This is a genomic window from Bradyrhizobium tropiciagri (assembly GCF_018130505.1).
Taxonomy (GTDB): Bacteria; Pseudomonadota; Alphaproteobacteria; order Rhizobiales; family Xanthobacteraceae; genus Bradyrhizobium; species Bradyrhizobium tropiciagri_B.
Map to the genome: position 1 here is coordinate 26,405 of NZ_JAFCKH010000012.1, position 13,292 is coordinate 39,696.

The following is a 13,292-nucleotide window of genomic DNA, read 5'->3' on the forward strand; positions in this document are numbered from 1 at the left end:
ATGTCAGGCGTGTTCCCTGACATTCTCAGGTTGACTGGAGACCGAAATGATCCGTCGTATCCTGCCACTGGTCGCGGGGCTGTTGTGGGCGAGCTCGGCCTTCGCCGCCGACGTGTCGCTGCTCAACGTGTCCTACGATCCGACTCGCGAGCTCTATGTCGATTTCAACAAGGCGTTTGCCGCGGCCTATCAGAAGGAAACCGGCAAGAGCGTCGAGATCAAGCAGTCGCATGGCGGCTCCGGCTCGCAGGCCCGCGCGGTGATCGACGGGCTGCAGGCCGATGTCGTCACGCTGGCGCTCGCCTATGACATCGACGCGGTCGCCGGCAAGGGCCTGGTCGCCACCGACTGGCAGAAGCGGCTGCCGCTCAACGCCTCGCCCTACACCTCGACCATCGTGTTCCTGGTGCGCAAGGGCAACCCCAAGGGCATCAAGGACTGGGACGACCTGATCAAGTCCGGCGTCAGCGTCATCACGCCGAACCCGAAGACGTCGGGCGGCGCGCGCTGGAATTATCTTGCTGCCTGGGGCTATGCCCTGAAGAAGTATGGTTCTGCCGACAAGGCGAAGAAGTTCGTCGCCGACCTCTATCAGAACGTGCCGGTGCTCGACACTGGTGCGCGCGGCTCCACCGTCACCTTCGTCGAGCGCGGCGTCGGCGACGTGCTGCTGGCGTGGGAGAACGAAGCCTTTCTGGCGCAACGCGAATTCGGCAAGGACAAGTTCGAGATCGTGGCCCCGCCGCAGTCGATCCTGGCCGAGCCGCCGGTCGCCGTGGTCGATGCCGTTGCCGACAAGAAGGGCACCCGCGCGGTCGCAGAGGCCTATCTGAAATACTGGTACACCAGGGAAGGCCAGGAGATCGCCGCGCGCAACTCCTACCGGCCGCGCGACCCTGAGATCGCCAGGGAGTACGAAAAATCTTTTGCCAAGGTCGAACTTTTCACCATCGACGACGTTTTTGGTGGTTGGACCAAGGCGCAGAAGGAGCACTTCGCCGAGGGCGGCATCTTCGATCAGATCTACAAGAACTGACCGGAGGCGGCGTCCAGGGCCAATAGGGGGATTTGTGAGCACAGCGGTTGCACGGCGCAGTACCTTGCCGGGGTTCGGTCTCACCATGGGACTGACCCTGACATGGCTCTCCGTCATTATCCTGATTCCGCTGGCCGGCCTGTTCCTGAAGACGTTCGAGCTCAGCTTCGAGCAGTTCTGGGGCATCATCACCAGCCGCCGCACCTTGAATGCGCTGAAGATTTCGTTCGGGCTGTCGTTCGCGGCGGCCTGCGTCAATCTGGTGATGGGCACCATCATCGTCTGGGCGCTGGTGCGCTACCGCTTTCCTGGCCGCCGGCTGTTCGACGCCATCGTCGACATCCCCTTCGCGCTGCCGACTGCGGTTGCCGGCGTGGCGCTGACGCAGCTCTTTGCGCAGAAGGGCTGGCTCGGCGCGCCGCTCGCCGAACTCGGCATCAAGGTCGCGTTCACGCCGATCGGCATCTTCATCGCGATGGTCTTCATCGGAATTCCCTTTGTCGTGCGCACGGTGCAGCCGGTGCTGATCGATCTCGACCCCGAGATCGAGGAGGCGGCGGCGAGCCTCGGGGCCAACCGCTGGCACACCGTGTTCCGGGTGATCCTGCCGAGCCTGATCCCGGCGTTGCTTACCGGCTTCGCATTGGCCTTCGCCCGCGCTATCGGCGAGTACGGCTCGGTGATCTTCATCGCCGGCAACCTGCCCAACATCTCCGAGATCGCGCCGCTGCTGATCGTGATCCGGCTGTCCGAATTCCGTTACGCCGACGCCACCGCGATCGCGGTGGTGATGCTGCTGGCCTCGTTCCTGATCATCTTCCTGATCAATCGCCTGCAGCGCTGGGCGCAAACCCGCATTCCCGCGCATTGAGGCCTTGAGATGTCGATGCAATCGGGATTGGTCTCTTCCACGTCGCAGTTGCGGGCCTACGCGCCCACGACCGACGTCAGCGTCGCAGCTCCTGCGCCGCTGCTCGAGGTGGCGCGCGCCCAGCCGGTCACGGCGCCGCGCAATCTGCGCACCGAGCCGGGGCCGATCCGCTTCATCATCATCGCGCTGGCGATCATCTTCCTCAGCGTGTTCGTCGTGCTGCCGCTGGTCGTGGTGTTCGCCTCCGCCTTCTCGAAGGGCATCATGGCCTATTTCGCTGCGCTGGCCGAGCCCGAGGCGATGGCCGCGATCAAGCTGACGCTGCTCATCGCCGCGATCTCGGTCACCCTCAACCTCGTGTTCGGCGTGATCGCGGCCTGGGCGATCTCGAAATTCGAGTTCACCGGCAAGACCTTCCTGATCACGCTGATCGACCTGCCGTTCTCGGTGTCGCCGGTGATCTCGGGCCTCGTCTTCGTGCTGCTGTTCGGCGCCCAGGGCTTCTTCGGGACATGGCTGCAGGCGCACAACGTGCACATCCTGTTCGCGGTGCCCGGCATCGCGCTGGCGACGATCTTCGTCACCTTCCCCTTCGTGGCGCGCGCGCTGATCCCGCTGATGCAGGAGCAGGGCACCCAGGAGGAGGAGGCGGCGATCTCGCTCGGCGCGTCGGGCCTGCAGACCTTCTTCCGCGTCACGCTGCCCAACATCAAATGGGGCCTGCTCTACGGCGTGCTGCTCTGCAACGCGCGCGCGATGGGTGAGTTCGGCGCGGTGTCGGTGGTGTCGGGCCACATCCGCGGCGAGACCAACACGATGCCGCTGCTGGTCGAGATTCTCTACAACGAATACCAGTTCGTCGCCTCGTTCGCGATCGCATCGCTGCTGGCGATGCTGGCGCTGATCACGCTGGTGGTGAAGACCATTCTGGAGCGGCGGCTGGATGAGGCAGAGGTGAGCGATGGCGATTGAAGTCAAGAACATCGTAAAGACGTTCGGCAGCTTTGCCGCGCTCGACAATGTCGATCTCAAGGTCGCCGACGGCGAGCTGCTGGCGCTGCTCGGTCCGTCCGGCTCCGGCAAGACCACGCTGCTGCGGATCATCGCCGGGCTCGACTGGCCTGATTCAGGCGAGGTCGCGATCGACGGCGAGAATGCGCTCTCGCGCGGCGCAAGCGAGCGCCAGGTCGGCTTCGTGTTCCAGCACTACGCGCTGTTCCGGCACATGACGGTGTTCGAGAACGTCGCCTTTGGCCTCCGCGTGCAGCCGCGCGCGATCCGCAAGGACGAGGCGACGATCCGCGCCCGCGTCAAGGAATTGCTCGACCTGGTGCAGCTCGACTGGCTCGCCAATCGCTTTCCGAGCCAATTGTCCGGCGGCCAGCGCCAGCGCATCGCCTTGGCACGCGCGCTCGCGATCGAGCCGCGCATCCTGCTGCTCGACGAGCCGTTCGGCGCGCTCGATGCCAAGGTCCGCAAGGAGCTGCGGCAATGGCTGCGCTCGCTGCACAACGAGATCCACGTCACCTCGATCTTCGTCACCCACGACCAGGAGGAGGCGCTCGAGGTCGCCAACCGCGTCGTGGTGATGGACAAGGGCAAGATCGAGCAGATCGGCTCGCCCGGCGAGGTCTATGACAACCCGGCGACCGCCTTCGTGCACGGCTTCATCGGCGAATCCATCGTGCTGCCGGTCGATGTCGCCGGCGACGCGGTGCGGCTCGACGGCCGTTCCCTCAACATCCCGGCGCTGGGTGCGGCATCGGGCGCCGCGAAGCTGTTCGTCCGCCGCCATGACATGGCGATCGGCCCGGCCGGCAGCGGCACCCTGGAAGGCGCGATTCGCCATGTCCGCTCGTTCGGCCCGATCCAGCGCGCCGAGGTCGCGCTGTCGGGCGGCGAGGGCAAGACCGTGATCGAAATCGACGCTCCCCGCGACCGCGAGCTGCAGGCCGGCGAAATCGTCTCCCTGCAACCCCGCCGCTACCGGATCTTCGCCGCGCAGGATTAGGGCACCCGTAGCCCGGATGGAGCGAAGCGAAATCCGGGGCCGCTCCTGCCGCGGGGTTAGAACCCCGGATTACGCTTCGCTGCATCCGGGCTACGAACCGGCCCGCCGCTACTAGCGGGCCTTGACCGGCCGTTTGCCGTGGCTGTCCTGCGGCACGCCGCGCCGCAGCGACATGTGGGAGTGAATGCCGAGCCAGCGCCCGTCGGCCTGACGCGCGAGAATGATCGTCGCACGCCCCGGCCGGTCGAAGCGGTCGCCATCGACGTGGAAGCCGGTGCTCGTCCACGGCGTGATCACCGTTGCCATGTTGCCGTCGGCGCTTGCCAGCACCACCGTGTTGTCGAGGTCGAAGGCGAAATCCGCCGTGCGCGGCCAGACATTGTCCCATTGCATCTCGGTCCAGCGCGCGCGGCCGTGGATCAGCTCCTGGTAGGTGCCGAAGGAGATGATGTCGGTGTGCCAGAACGGACGGGCCGCCGCATAGTCCACCGCCCTGACGCAGGTGGAAAACCGTTCGAGCCAATCGAAGATCGATTTTGTCGTCGCCGGATCGGCGATCGGCAGGGCTGCTTCCAGGCTCATGATCGTCCTCAAACCGACGGCATTGCGGAACCGACGGAGCCAGAAACCCACAACGGTGTCAACGCGATGGGCCTGAAACCGGCGGCCTGCATCGATCGGCTTCGGCGACCGCGCATCGCTCCGGAATGACGGCATTTGGCGGCTGAAAGTCAGCCCCCGTTCACCATTCAGCCACGGTTGGTATGCAACAACGGCAGGCCAATCTTGGGGGTTTTCTCACGTGAAACGGACGATCGCTGCCCTGCTCGGGCTGCTGGTGCTTGCCGGCTGCGCGGCAGAGGTCAAAATCCCGGAAGAGCCGGCCATGTATCTCAACATGGCCCAGCCCGGCGCCGTCCTCGATAGCCAGGCGGCGGCGGTCATGTTCTCGCAGTATCGCCAGAACAACGGTCTCGGCACCGTCGTGGTGGATCCGGACCTGACCAAGCTCGCCGAGCAGCAGTCGCAGGCGATGGCCGCCCGGAACAAGATGGACCATGACGTCAAGGCCCCGCTCGGCAAGCGGCTGCAGGCCGGGGGCTATCCGGCGACGGTGGCGGTCGAGAACATCTCAGCCGGCTACCACACCCTGGCGGAAGCGTTTTCCGGCTGGCGCGATTCCCCGCCGCACAAGGCCAACATGCTCAAGAGCGGTGTCACAAAAATGGGCATCGCCGCTGTCTATGCTCCAAACACCAAGTACAAGGTGTTCTGGACGCTGATTTTGGCGGCAACCTGATTTCGATAAATTCCGCGTGATCTGACCCACGATCTCGCAGATTGACGGCGCGGCCAACTGCGGCCACGCTGCGCTGCAACGCATTCCTGACCGAACGGCTTCGAATGAACACTTCGGATCCCGCGCCGGACACGGCGCCTGCGCAAGCGCACCGCGTGCTGGTTCTCCAGGGCGGCGGCGCGCTCGGCTCCTATCAGGCTGGCGCCTTCCAGGCGCTCTGCCATGCCGGCTTCGAGCCGGAATGGATCGCCGGCATCTCGATCGGCGCCATCAACGCCGCGATCATCGCCGGCAACGAGCCGGACAAACGCGTGCCGCGGCTGAAGGAATTCTGGGAGATGGTGTCCTCACCGGTGTCCTGGAATCCGGTCGCAAAGGGCGAGCAGGCGCGCTCGCTGTTCAACGAGACCAGCGCCGCGCTGATCGCGACCTTCGGCGTGCCCGGCTTCTTCGCCCCGCGGATTCCGCCGGCGCCGTTCTGGCCGCCGGGCAGCTCCCCTTCGCTGAGCTATTACGACACCGCGCCGCTGAAGAAGACGCTGGAGCGCCTCGTCGACTTTGATCGCATCAACGACCTGAAGACCCGCCTGTCGGTCGGTGCGGTCGGCGTCACCTCGGGCAATTTCCGCTACTTCGACAATTACGAGTTCAAGAAGCGCGGCAAGAAGATCGGCCCGGAGCACATCATGGCCTCCGGCGCGCTGCCGCCCGGCTTCCCGTCCGTCGTGATCGACGGCGAGCACTATTGGGACGGCGGCATTTCCTCCAACACCCCGCTCGACTTCGTGCTCGACGAGGAGACGACGCGCGACCTCCTGATCTTCCAGGTCGACCTGTTCAGCGCGCGGGGCGAACTGCCGCGGACCTTGCTGGAGGCGGCCGAGCGCGAAAAGGACATCCGCTATTCCTCCAGGACGCGGATGAACACCGACAAGAACAAGCAGATCCACAACGCCCGCATGGCCGTGCGCGACCTGATCAGCAAGCTGCCGGACTATCTGAAGAACGACCCGTCGGTCGAGCTGCTGCGCAAGGCTTCCAAGGAAAACACCGTCACGGTGGTGCACCTGATCTACAGGAGCAAGAACTACGAGACCAATTCCAAGGACTACGACTTCTCCCATGTTGCGATGGTCGAGCACTGGGGCGCCGGCGTGCGCGACGTGCATTTGTCGATGCGTCACAAAGAATGGCTAGAACGGCCGCAGTCCGGGGAAACCATGGTGACTTACGACCTCACGGGGGACTTATCCAAGCCCCCGGAAAGCAAATAGGAGCGAAGAAGAATGGGTACGCTGACAGGCAAGACCGCCGTTGTGACCGGCTCGACCAGCGGCATCGGACTGGCGATTGCGCGCCACTTCGCCGGCGCCGGCGCCAACATCGTCATCAACGGCTTTGGCGCCCCGGCCGATATCGAGAAGGAGCGCTCCGGCATCGAGACCGACTTCAAGGTCAAGGCGATCTACTCCTCGGCTGACATGAGCAAGGGCGCCGAAATTGCCGAGATGATCGCGCTCGGCGAGAAGACCTTCGGCTCGGTCGATATCCTGGTCAACAATGCCGGCATCCAGTTCGTCGCGCCGATCGAGGAGTTTCCGATCGAGAAGTGGGAAGCCATCATCGCGATCAACCTGTCGTCGGCGTTCTACGGCATCCGCGCCGCCATCCCCGGGATGAAGAAGCGCGGCTGGGGTCGCATCATCAACACCGCCTCGGCGCACTCGCTGGTCGCCTCGCCGTTCAAGTCGGCCTATGTCTCGGCCAAGCACGGCATCGCCGGCCTGACCAAGACCGCCGCGCTCGAACTGGCGCAGCACAAGATCACCGTCAATTGCATCAGCCCGGGTTACGTCTGGACCCCGCTGGTCGAGCACCAGATTCCGGAGACCATGAAGGCGCGCAACCTGACCAAGGAGCAGGTCATCAAGGACGTGCTGCTCGCCGCGCAGCCGACCAAGGAGTTCGTCACCTCCGACCAGGTCGCCGCCCTCGCGCTGTTCCTGTGCAGCGATGACGCCGCGCAGATCACCGGCTCCAACTACTCGATCGACGGCGGCTGGACCGCGGAGTAATCCGCGCCGCCGGCTTGACGGCCACACGCAAGAGCCGGCCCTGATTGGATCAGGGCCGGCTTTTGGTTTCTACATGTCTGACAGGCTCAGTCCGATCGGCCCGCGGATTTTGCATTCGCAGCCACCAGCCGCTTCATGCTCTCTTCGATGTCCATGTGATCCTTGCCGCGGCCGGGGTCGGGGGCAACGTCGATCGACGCGATTGCGGCCTCGGTGATCTGCAATTCATCAGTGGAGGCGACGTGCCGGTTAAGCCGCAGCTCGTCTTCGATCTTCCTTGCCATCGACAGCAATTCGTCCTGCGCCGCTTTCGGCCAGGATTGCGCGCGTTCAAGCAGGTCCTTGAGGTCGGCGGCGGTCATGGCGCCGATTATATCCCGCGTCCGGAGGAATGCTACGCCGCCGCGCGCGCCTTCCCGAACGCCAGCACGTGCAGCCCGAGCCGCGAGCGGACGACGTAGAACAACAGGATCGTCTCGAAGGTCAGCGACAGCGAGGTCGAGGCCGCGGCGCCCATGCCGCCGTAGCGCGGCACCAGCGCGATGCAGAGACCGACATTCATCAGGAACGAAACCGCATAGGCCGTCGCGCAGATGTTCTGGTGGCCGAGCATGTTGAGCAGGCGCTCGACCGGGCCGATCGCCGAGCGCACCACGAGCCCGATCGCGGAGACGAACATGATCTCGTAGCCGTCGACGAATTTCGGCCCGAACAGCCACAGCAGCGGCTTGCCGAACGCCAGCAGCGCGACGGTGGCGAACAGCGACGGCCAGAACGTCCAGCTGATCGCGTGGGTGACGTAGGCCGACAGCCGCTCCTTGTCGCCGAGCGCGTGGAATTCGGCGAAGCGATGCGCCGTCGTCGCCGCCATCGCGTAGTGGATGAAGGAGACCAGCGCCAGCGTCTTCACCACGGCGAAGTAGATGCCGACCTCTTCCGACGAGCGGAATTGCTGCAGCATCAGCACGTCGGTATAGCCGAGCAGCAGATAGAAGCTCTCGACCAGCATGATCGGCAGCGAGACTGCGAACCAGCCCTTGACGTCGTAGCTCTTCTCGCCGCGCCCGACATGGGCGGCGAGGCGGCGGTTCAGCACGATCATCTGGCCGATCGCCGCGATGTAGACCGCCGCGGCGCTCGCGAGCATCGCGACCGTGGCGCCGAGATTGAGGCCGAGCGCCAGCGCGCCGGCGGTGAGCGCGATGATCAGGCCCTGCCGCACGATGAATTGCGGCATCAGGCCGAGCTGCATCCAGTCGTGCGCGCGCGAGATGCCGTCCTGCGTGTTGGCGAGGACGAAGGGCGGCAGCGTCAGACAGCCGATATAGAGCGGCACCACCGCATGGGGATCGATCCACGGCGAGGCGAGGTGGATCAGGCCCGCGAGCAGCAGCGCCACCGCGCTCGAGGTCGCCAGCGTCATCCAGCGGCTGCCGGAGAGGAAGCCGCGCAGCGCGGCGATATCGCCGCTGGCGCGATATTCCGGAATGATCTTCTGCGCGGAGGGCGCGATGCCGAAATCCATCGTGCTGCCGAGCAGCAGCACCCAGGTCCAGACATAGACATAGATGCCGTAGTCCGAGCCGCTCATCCAGCGCGCCAGCAGGATCTGCGCGAGATAGGCGATCGCGGCGCTGATGACGCGGATGATGAAGATGGTGCCGGCGAGCCGATTGGTGACCGAGGCCTCGTGGCTGCCGCCGACCATGCGCGCCATGAGGCCGCGCAGTCGCGTGACCGGGCCTTGCGGCTCAGAGGTTGCGGTTCGGCTTTCCATCACGGCCACGAAGGAAAATTCCTGAAGCGCCGCGAGGCGGCAATGGCCCGACCTATCAACGAAACGTTAAGATTACGTTGGGCGCCGAGGTTCCGTCGTCCTGGCGAAAGCCGGGACCCATAACCACAGGGACCAGTTGGCGCGCGAGTTGTAACCCCCAGCCTGCTTCAAACAACCGCCGCGGAGTATGGGTCCCGGCCTTCGCCGGGACGACGTTGAAGAGCGTGCCAGCGCTAATTCAAGCTGACGTTGAACTCGTAGGCCTTGTCGCCGCCGACCAGCGTCAGCTTCAGCGCGGCGCCGTCGGCCTTGGCGCCGGGCGGCAGCCCGTCGAGCTCGAAGCTGAAGCGCTTCACGCCGGGCGGCGACTGTGCGGCGAGCTTCGGCACCGGCAGCGCCCAGTCGGGGGTCGGGCCCTCGACGAACAGGCTGAGGTCCTTGGTCTCGGGCGCGGACACGTCGACCACGACGATGTTGCCGTCGCGCTTGACGTCGCGGATCGTGAACGGGGTGGGATCGCCGATATTGGCCGGCTTGGGCACCGCGTTGAGCGCCTCCGACAGCGTGGCATCCTCGGTCGAGGCAACGCTCGCGAAGGCGAGCTCGGCGCTCGCCTCCACCGGCACGCACAGCTTCTCGCACACCGCGTAGTTGATCTCGGCGCGCAGCACCAGCGGCTTGTCCGGATTCTTGGCGACGATGCGCAGCGGCAGCACGACATGCTTTTTGTAGCCGAGCGAGGTGCCGCCGGCGCCGTCGTCGAATTGCCGCGGCGCCGGCCACATCACGGTGACGGCTTCGACATTGTCGGACTTCGAGAAGTCGAACCGCGGCGGCACGCCGGAATCGCCCGGCGTCCGCCAGTAGGTCTTCCAGCCGTCCTGCAATTGAAACGCGATGCCGCCGAGCAGCACCGCGCCGCTGCGCGATCCCGCGATCAGCCTGACCGCGGAATGCTTATCCTGCTGCCACGGCGAGGCGTCGTCGGCATGCGCCTGCACGGCCATACATGCGACGGACAAGGCGGCGGCGACGCGGAGCGCGGCCCGCATGGGAACTGTGACGGTCATGAGACGTGTTTACCTGCAACTTTCGTTGCAAACCATTGAATTGCTTGTGATGCATCGCCGCACTGCGCACGATGCTTGATTGACAGGAGGGCCACCCAATATCAGGATGCCAAGGCAGCAGGAAAGGCCTTTGCGGATGAGCCCTGAAGGCAGAACAGGCAAGACGCGCAAGCCGGTCGCCGGCCGCAGCGCCGGCATCGGCCACAACGCCGAAGATGGCTATCTCGATGGCCAGTTGCTGATCGCGATGCCCGTCATGAGCGATCCGCGCTTCGAGCGTTCCGTGATCTACATGTGCGCGCATTCCTCCGAAGGCGCGATGGGCATCATCGTCAATCGCCCGGCCGGCAGCATCGACTTCCCCGGCCTCTTGGTGCAGCTCGACATCATCCAGAAGGCCGACCAGATCCACCTGCCCGAAAATGCCGAGATGATGAAGGTGATGAAGGGCGGACCGGTCGACACCGGCCGCGGCTTCGTGCTGCATTCGAGCGACTTCTACATTCAGGATGCGACGCTGAACATCGACGACGGTATTTCGCTGACCGCGACCGTCGACATCCTCAAGGCGATCGCCAAGGGCTCGGGGCCCAAGCATGCGATCCTCGCGCTCGGCTATGCCGGCTGGGGGCCGGGCCAGCTCGAGACCGAGATCCAGCACAATGGCTGGCTGCATTGCGATGCCGATTCGGAGCTGATCTTCGGCGCCGACGTCGACGAGAAATACGCCCGCGCGCTCCGCAAGATCGGCATCGAGGCGGGCATGCTCTCCAACGACGCCGGCCACGCGTAACGTCGCAACGCTGCCTCAACCGCGCTGTCGTCCCTGTCCCCATCCACCGCTGTCATCGCGCGGCTTGACCGGGCGATCCAGTACGCCGCGGCCTTTCGGCTCAATCACTGCTGCCTCTGGAATACTGGATCACCCGGTCAAGCCGGGTGATGACACCGCGTTGCAGGGCACGGAATGCGTCATCCCTCGCCCGCCGGCGGCACGACATACAGCGTCAGCGCAAACACCGCGTAGATGAAGATCAGCAGCGCGCCGACGAACCATGCCGAGCGGCCGCTGCCGGCGATGAAGCTCGCCGTCACCGTCGAAATCATCACCATGGTGACGGCGCCCGGCCAGAATTGCAGGTCCATCGGCGTCGGTCCCACGAGATAGCTGAGCAGCACCAGCGCGGGCGCCACGAACAGCGCGATCTGCGAGGCACTGCCGAGCGCGATGCTGACGCTCATGTCGAGCCGGTCCTTGCGCGCCGCGGCAAACGCCACCGCGAATTCGGCGGCGGCGCCGACCAGCGAGACGATGATGAAGCCGACGAAGGCCGGGCTCATCCCGAACGTCTCGGCCGCCTTCTGCACGGATTCCACGAAGATCTCGCTGACCAGCGCGACCAGCACGGTGACGACCAGCAGCGTGCCGACCGCCAGCCCGATCGGCCAGTGTGCTTCGTCGTGGCCGCCATTCCCGGCGCTGGTGAACAGTTCCTTGTGGGTCTTGAGCGAGAACAACAGGCCGAGCGCGTAGACGGCGATCAGCAGCACGGAGATGCCGACGCTGAGCTTGTGGAGGACGCCCGGATCCTGTGACAGGTGCTCGAGGTCAGCGACCGCCGACGGCGCGAGCAGCGCCACGGCCGCCATCAGCAGCAGGCCGGAGGAGAGCCGCGCGCCGGCACGGTTATACTCCTGCACGTGGTAACGCAGGCCGCCGAGCAACAGGCAGGCGCCCAGCATGAACATCGCGTTGGTGACGATCGCGCCGGCGATCGAGGCCTTCACCAGCATGTACTGGCCGGCGCGCAGCGCGGTGATGGCGATGATCAGCTCGGTCAGGTTGCCCAGCGTCGCGTTGAGCAGTCCGCCGACCGCGTCACCGGTCTTGGCGGCAACCGCCTCGGTGGCATGGCTGAGCAGGGCCGCCAGCGGCACGATAGCGAGCACCGCCAGCACGAACAGCAGGGTGTGGGAGTGCGGGACGGCGGCCTCGGCCGCCAGCACGATGGGGACGAACACCAGCATCCACAGCAAGGGGTTGTCCCGGATTTCCTTGACCAGAAGCTGCATGTGAGCCCGCCCTTTCCATCGCTGCGCCGATGGCAGGATTTGGCGGACCCGCAGGGCGGGCATTGATCTACCTCAACGCGCAGCCCGAGCACGAAGCGCTGCGGCCGCGCCCGCCGGTCCGCCTCTCCCCTTGTGGAAGAGTTGGCCGCGCCGGCCTTGCGCCAATCCTGAAGGCTACTCCGCCGCCTCCTGCGCCACCGTCGGCTGGGTGCCGGCCACCGTGGCGCGGCGCATGTCGCGGGGCTGCGACTGGTCGTAGCGGCGGACGCGGTGCATGGTCTGGCGGTTGTCCCACATCACGAGGTCGTGCACCGTCCATTTGTGCACGTAGACGAACTCGGGCCGGGTTGCGTGCTCGTTGAGGTCGCGCAGCAGTAGCCGCCCTTCCGGCATGCTCATGCCCCTGATCGCACCGGCATGCGAGGACAGATACAGCGACTTGCGGCCGTGCACCGGATGCGTGCGCACCAGGCGCTGCAGCACCGGCTTGAACATCTGCTTCTCCTCGTCGGTGTAATCGAGGAAGCCGAGCGAGCCGCGCGAATACATCAGCGAGTGCTCGCAGATCATGTCGCCGATCTCGGCCTTGGTGTCGCCGTCGAGCGCGTCATAGGCCGCGCGCATGTCGGCAAACTCCGTGTTGCCGCCCTTCGGGTTCACCACCCGCGCCGACAGCAGCGAGAACTTGGCCGGGATCGGCCGGAACGAACTGTCGGAGTGCCACAGGCTGTTGCCGAGGTTGAACAGATGGGTGCGGTGATCCTTTGGCAGCGGTTTGCCGTCCTTGCCGAGGTTGGAGACATCGTTCAGTCCGGCGGAGAGGCGATAGTCTTCCTTCTTCGCCACGGTGCCGCCGCGGGATTCCTCGCGCTCGCCGAAGTTCAGCGCGAATGCCATCTGCTGGTCGTCGGTGATGTCCTGGCCGTGGAATACCAGCACGGCATATTTGTCCATGCCAGCCTCGATGTCGGCTGCTTCCTGCTTCGTCAGCGGCTTGCGCACATCGACGCCGGTGACCTCGCCGACGAAGTGCTTGTGAAGCTGCCGGATCAGGACCGTCATGGCGTATTCTCCCGTGC

Annotated in this window: 14 protein-coding genes; 8 read left to right on the forward strand and 6 right to left on the reverse strand. The window is 65.3% G+C overall.

Annotation, left to right across the window (positions count from 1 at the left end; translation table 11 throughout):
* The first annotated feature begins 46 nt into the window (after nt 1-46).
* From JQ633_RS27640 to JQ633_RS27655, 4 genes are all read left to right on the forward strand, one after another.
* A complete protein-coding gene (locus JQ633_RS27640; RefSeq protein ID WP_211988273.1) occupies nt 47-1,036 on the forward strand; it encodes a sulfate ABC transporter substrate-binding protein in 990 nt (329 codons plus the stop codon).
* A 64-nt stretch (nt 1,037-1,100) separates the two neighbouring features.
* A complete protein-coding gene (gene cysT / locus JQ633_RS27645; RefSeq protein WP_211988274.1) occupies nt 1,101-1,907 on the forward strand; it encodes a sulfate ABC transporter permease subunit CysT in 807 nt (268 codons plus the stop codon).
* 9 nt (nt 1,908-1,916) lie between these two features.
* The gene (cysW, locus tag JQ633_RS27650) at nt 1,917-2,879 is read left to right on the forward strand and encodes a sulfate ABC transporter permease subunit CysW (protein ID WP_433995699.1); all 963 of its coding nucleotides are present in this window, start codon (nt 1,917-1,919) and stop codon (nt 2,877-2,879) included.
* Nucleotides 2,869-3,918 (forward strand): sulfate/molybdate ABC transporter ATP-binding protein, encoded by a 1,050-nt coding sequence (locus JQ633_RS27655; RefSeq protein WP_211988275.1) that lies wholly within the window; start codon nt 2,869-2,871, stop codon nt 3,916-3,918. Before cysW ends, JQ633_RS27655 begins: the two co-directional genes overlap by 11 nt.
* Before the next feature lie 111 nt (nt 3,919-4,029).
* Here the strand turns inward: JQ633_RS27655 and JQ633_RS27660 are convergent, their stop codons facing one another.
* Nucleotides 4,030-4,500: a YybH family protein gene (locus JQ633_RS27660; protein ID WP_211988276.1), complete on the reverse strand. Its 471-nt coding sequence runs from the start codon at nt 4,498-4,500 to the stop codon at nt 4,030-4,032.
* A gap of 220 nt (nt 4,501-4,720) precedes the next feature.
* Between JQ633_RS27660 and JQ633_RS27665 the strand changes: the two genes are divergently transcribed.
* The 3 genes from JQ633_RS27665 (at nt 4,721) to JQ633_RS27675 (ending at nt 7,293) form a co-directional block, all read left to right on the forward strand.
* The gene (locus tag JQ633_RS27665; protein WP_211988277.1) at nt 4,721-5,218 is read left to right on the forward strand and encodes a CAP domain-containing protein; all 498 of its coding nucleotides are present in this window, start codon (nt 4,721-4,723) and stop codon (nt 5,216-5,218) included.
* A gap of 104 nt (nt 5,219-5,322) precedes the next feature.
* On the forward strand, nt 5,323-6,492 hold the full coding sequence (locus JQ633_RS27670; protein WP_211988278.1) for a DUF3734 domain-containing protein: 1,170 nt from the start codon (nt 5,323-5,325) through the stop codon (nt 6,490-6,492).
* A 12-nt stretch (nt 6,493-6,504) separates the two neighbouring features.
* On the forward strand, nt 6,505-7,293 hold the full coding sequence (locus JQ633_RS27675) for a 3-hydroxybutyrate dehydrogenase (protein WP_211988279.1): 789 nt from the start codon (nt 6,505-6,507) through the stop codon (nt 7,291-7,293).
* 86 nt (nt 7,294-7,379) lie between these two features.
* Here JQ633_RS27675 and JQ633_RS27680 read toward each other — a convergent pair whose 3' ends face one another.
* The 3 genes from JQ633_RS27680 to JQ633_RS27690 all read right to left on the reverse strand — a co-directional run bounded on the left by JQ633_RS27680 (nt 7,380) and on the right by JQ633_RS27690 (nt 10,140).
* Complete coding sequence (locus JQ633_RS27680; protein WP_211988280.1) at nt 7,380-7,655, reverse strand: hypothetical protein; 276 nt, start codon at nt 7,653-7,655, stop codon at nt 7,380-7,382.
* A gap of 32 nt (nt 7,656-7,687) precedes the next feature.
* Complete coding sequence (locus tag JQ633_RS27685) at nt 7,688-9,070, reverse strand: flippase (protein WP_249159712.1); 1,383 nt, start codon at nt 9,068-9,070, stop codon at nt 7,688-7,690.
* Nucleotides 9,071-9,303: 233 nt separating this feature from the next.
* The gene (locus JQ633_RS27690) at nt 9,304-10,140 is read right to left on the reverse strand and encodes a protein-disulfide reductase DsbD domain-containing protein (protein ID WP_211988282.1); all 837 of its coding nucleotides are present in this window, start codon (nt 10,138-10,140) and stop codon (nt 9,304-9,306) included.
* Between the two features lie 136 nt (nt 10,141-10,276).
* Between JQ633_RS27690 and JQ633_RS27695 the strand changes: the two genes are divergently transcribed.
* Entirely contained in the window at nt 10,277-10,933 is a 657-nt protein-coding gene (locus tag JQ633_RS27695) for a YqgE/AlgH family protein (RefSeq protein WP_211988283.1), read from the forward strand.
* 179 nt (nt 10,934-11,112) lie between these two features.
* On the opposite strand, the gene cax is transcribed toward JQ633_RS27695, so the two are convergent.
* Nucleotides 11,113-12,213, reverse strand: coding sequence for a calcium/proton exchanger (gene cax / locus JQ633_RS27700; protein WP_211988284.1), 1,101 nt, complete (start codon nt 12,211-12,213; stop codon nt 11,113-11,115).
* A 174-nt stretch (nt 12,214-12,387) separates the two neighbouring features.
* The gene (locus JQ633_RS27705) at nt 12,388-13,275 is read right to left on the reverse strand and encodes a TauD/TfdA dioxygenase family protein (protein ID WP_211988285.1); all 888 of its coding nucleotides are present in this window, start codon (nt 13,273-13,275) and stop codon (nt 12,388-12,390) included.
* Between the last annotated feature and the right edge of the window lie 17 nt (nt 13,276-13,292).

Bases quoted from the DNA above. Each gene is read 5' to 3' on its own strand.
- JQ633_RS27690 (WP_211988282.1), bottom strand. From the start codon at position 10,140: ATGACCGTCACAGTTCCCATGCGGGCCGCGCTCCGCGTCGCCGCCGCC.
- JQ633_RS27640 (WP_211988273.1), top strand. From the start codon at position 47: ATGATCCGTCGTATCCTGCCACTGGTCGCGGGGCTGTTGTGGGCGAGC.
- JQ633_RS27685 (WP_249159712.1), bottom strand. From the start codon at position 9,070: ATGGAAAGCCGAACCGCAACCTCTGAGCCGCAAGGCCCGGTCACGCGA.
- JQ633_RS27655 (WP_211988275.1), top strand. From the start codon at position 2,869: ATGGCGATTGAAGTCAAGAACATCGTAAAGACGTTCGGCAGCTTTGCC.
- cysW (WP_433995699.1), top strand. From the start codon at position 1,917: ATGTCGATGCAATCGGGATTGGTCTCTTCCACGTCGCAGTTGCGGGCC.
- cax (WP_211988284.1), bottom strand. From the start codon at position 12,213: ATGCAGCTTCTGGTCAAGGAAATCCGGGACAACCCCTTGCTGTGGATG.
- JQ633_RS27695 (WP_211988283.1), top strand. From the start codon at position 10,277: ATGAGCCCTGAAGGCAGAACAGGCAAGACGCGCAAGCCGGTCGCCGGC.
- JQ633_RS27660 (WP_211988276.1), bottom strand. From the start codon at position 4,500: ATGAGCCTGGAAGCAGCCCTGCCGATCGCCGATCCGGCGACGACAAAA.
- JQ633_RS27680 (WP_211988280.1), bottom strand. From the start codon at position 7,655: ATGACCGCCGCCGACCTCAAGGACCTGCTTGAACGCGCGCAATCCTGG.
- JQ633_RS27675 (WP_211988279.1), top strand. From the start codon at position 6,505: ATGGGTACGCTGACAGGCAAGACCGCCGTTGTGACCGGCTCGACCAGC.
- JQ633_RS27670 (WP_211988278.1), top strand. From the start codon at position 5,323: ATGAACACTTCGGATCCCGCGCCGGACACGGCGCCTGCGCAAGCGCAC.
- JQ633_RS27705 (WP_211988285.1), bottom strand. From the start codon at position 13,275: ATGACGGTCCTGATCCGGCAGCTTCACAAGCACTTCGTCGGCGAGGTC.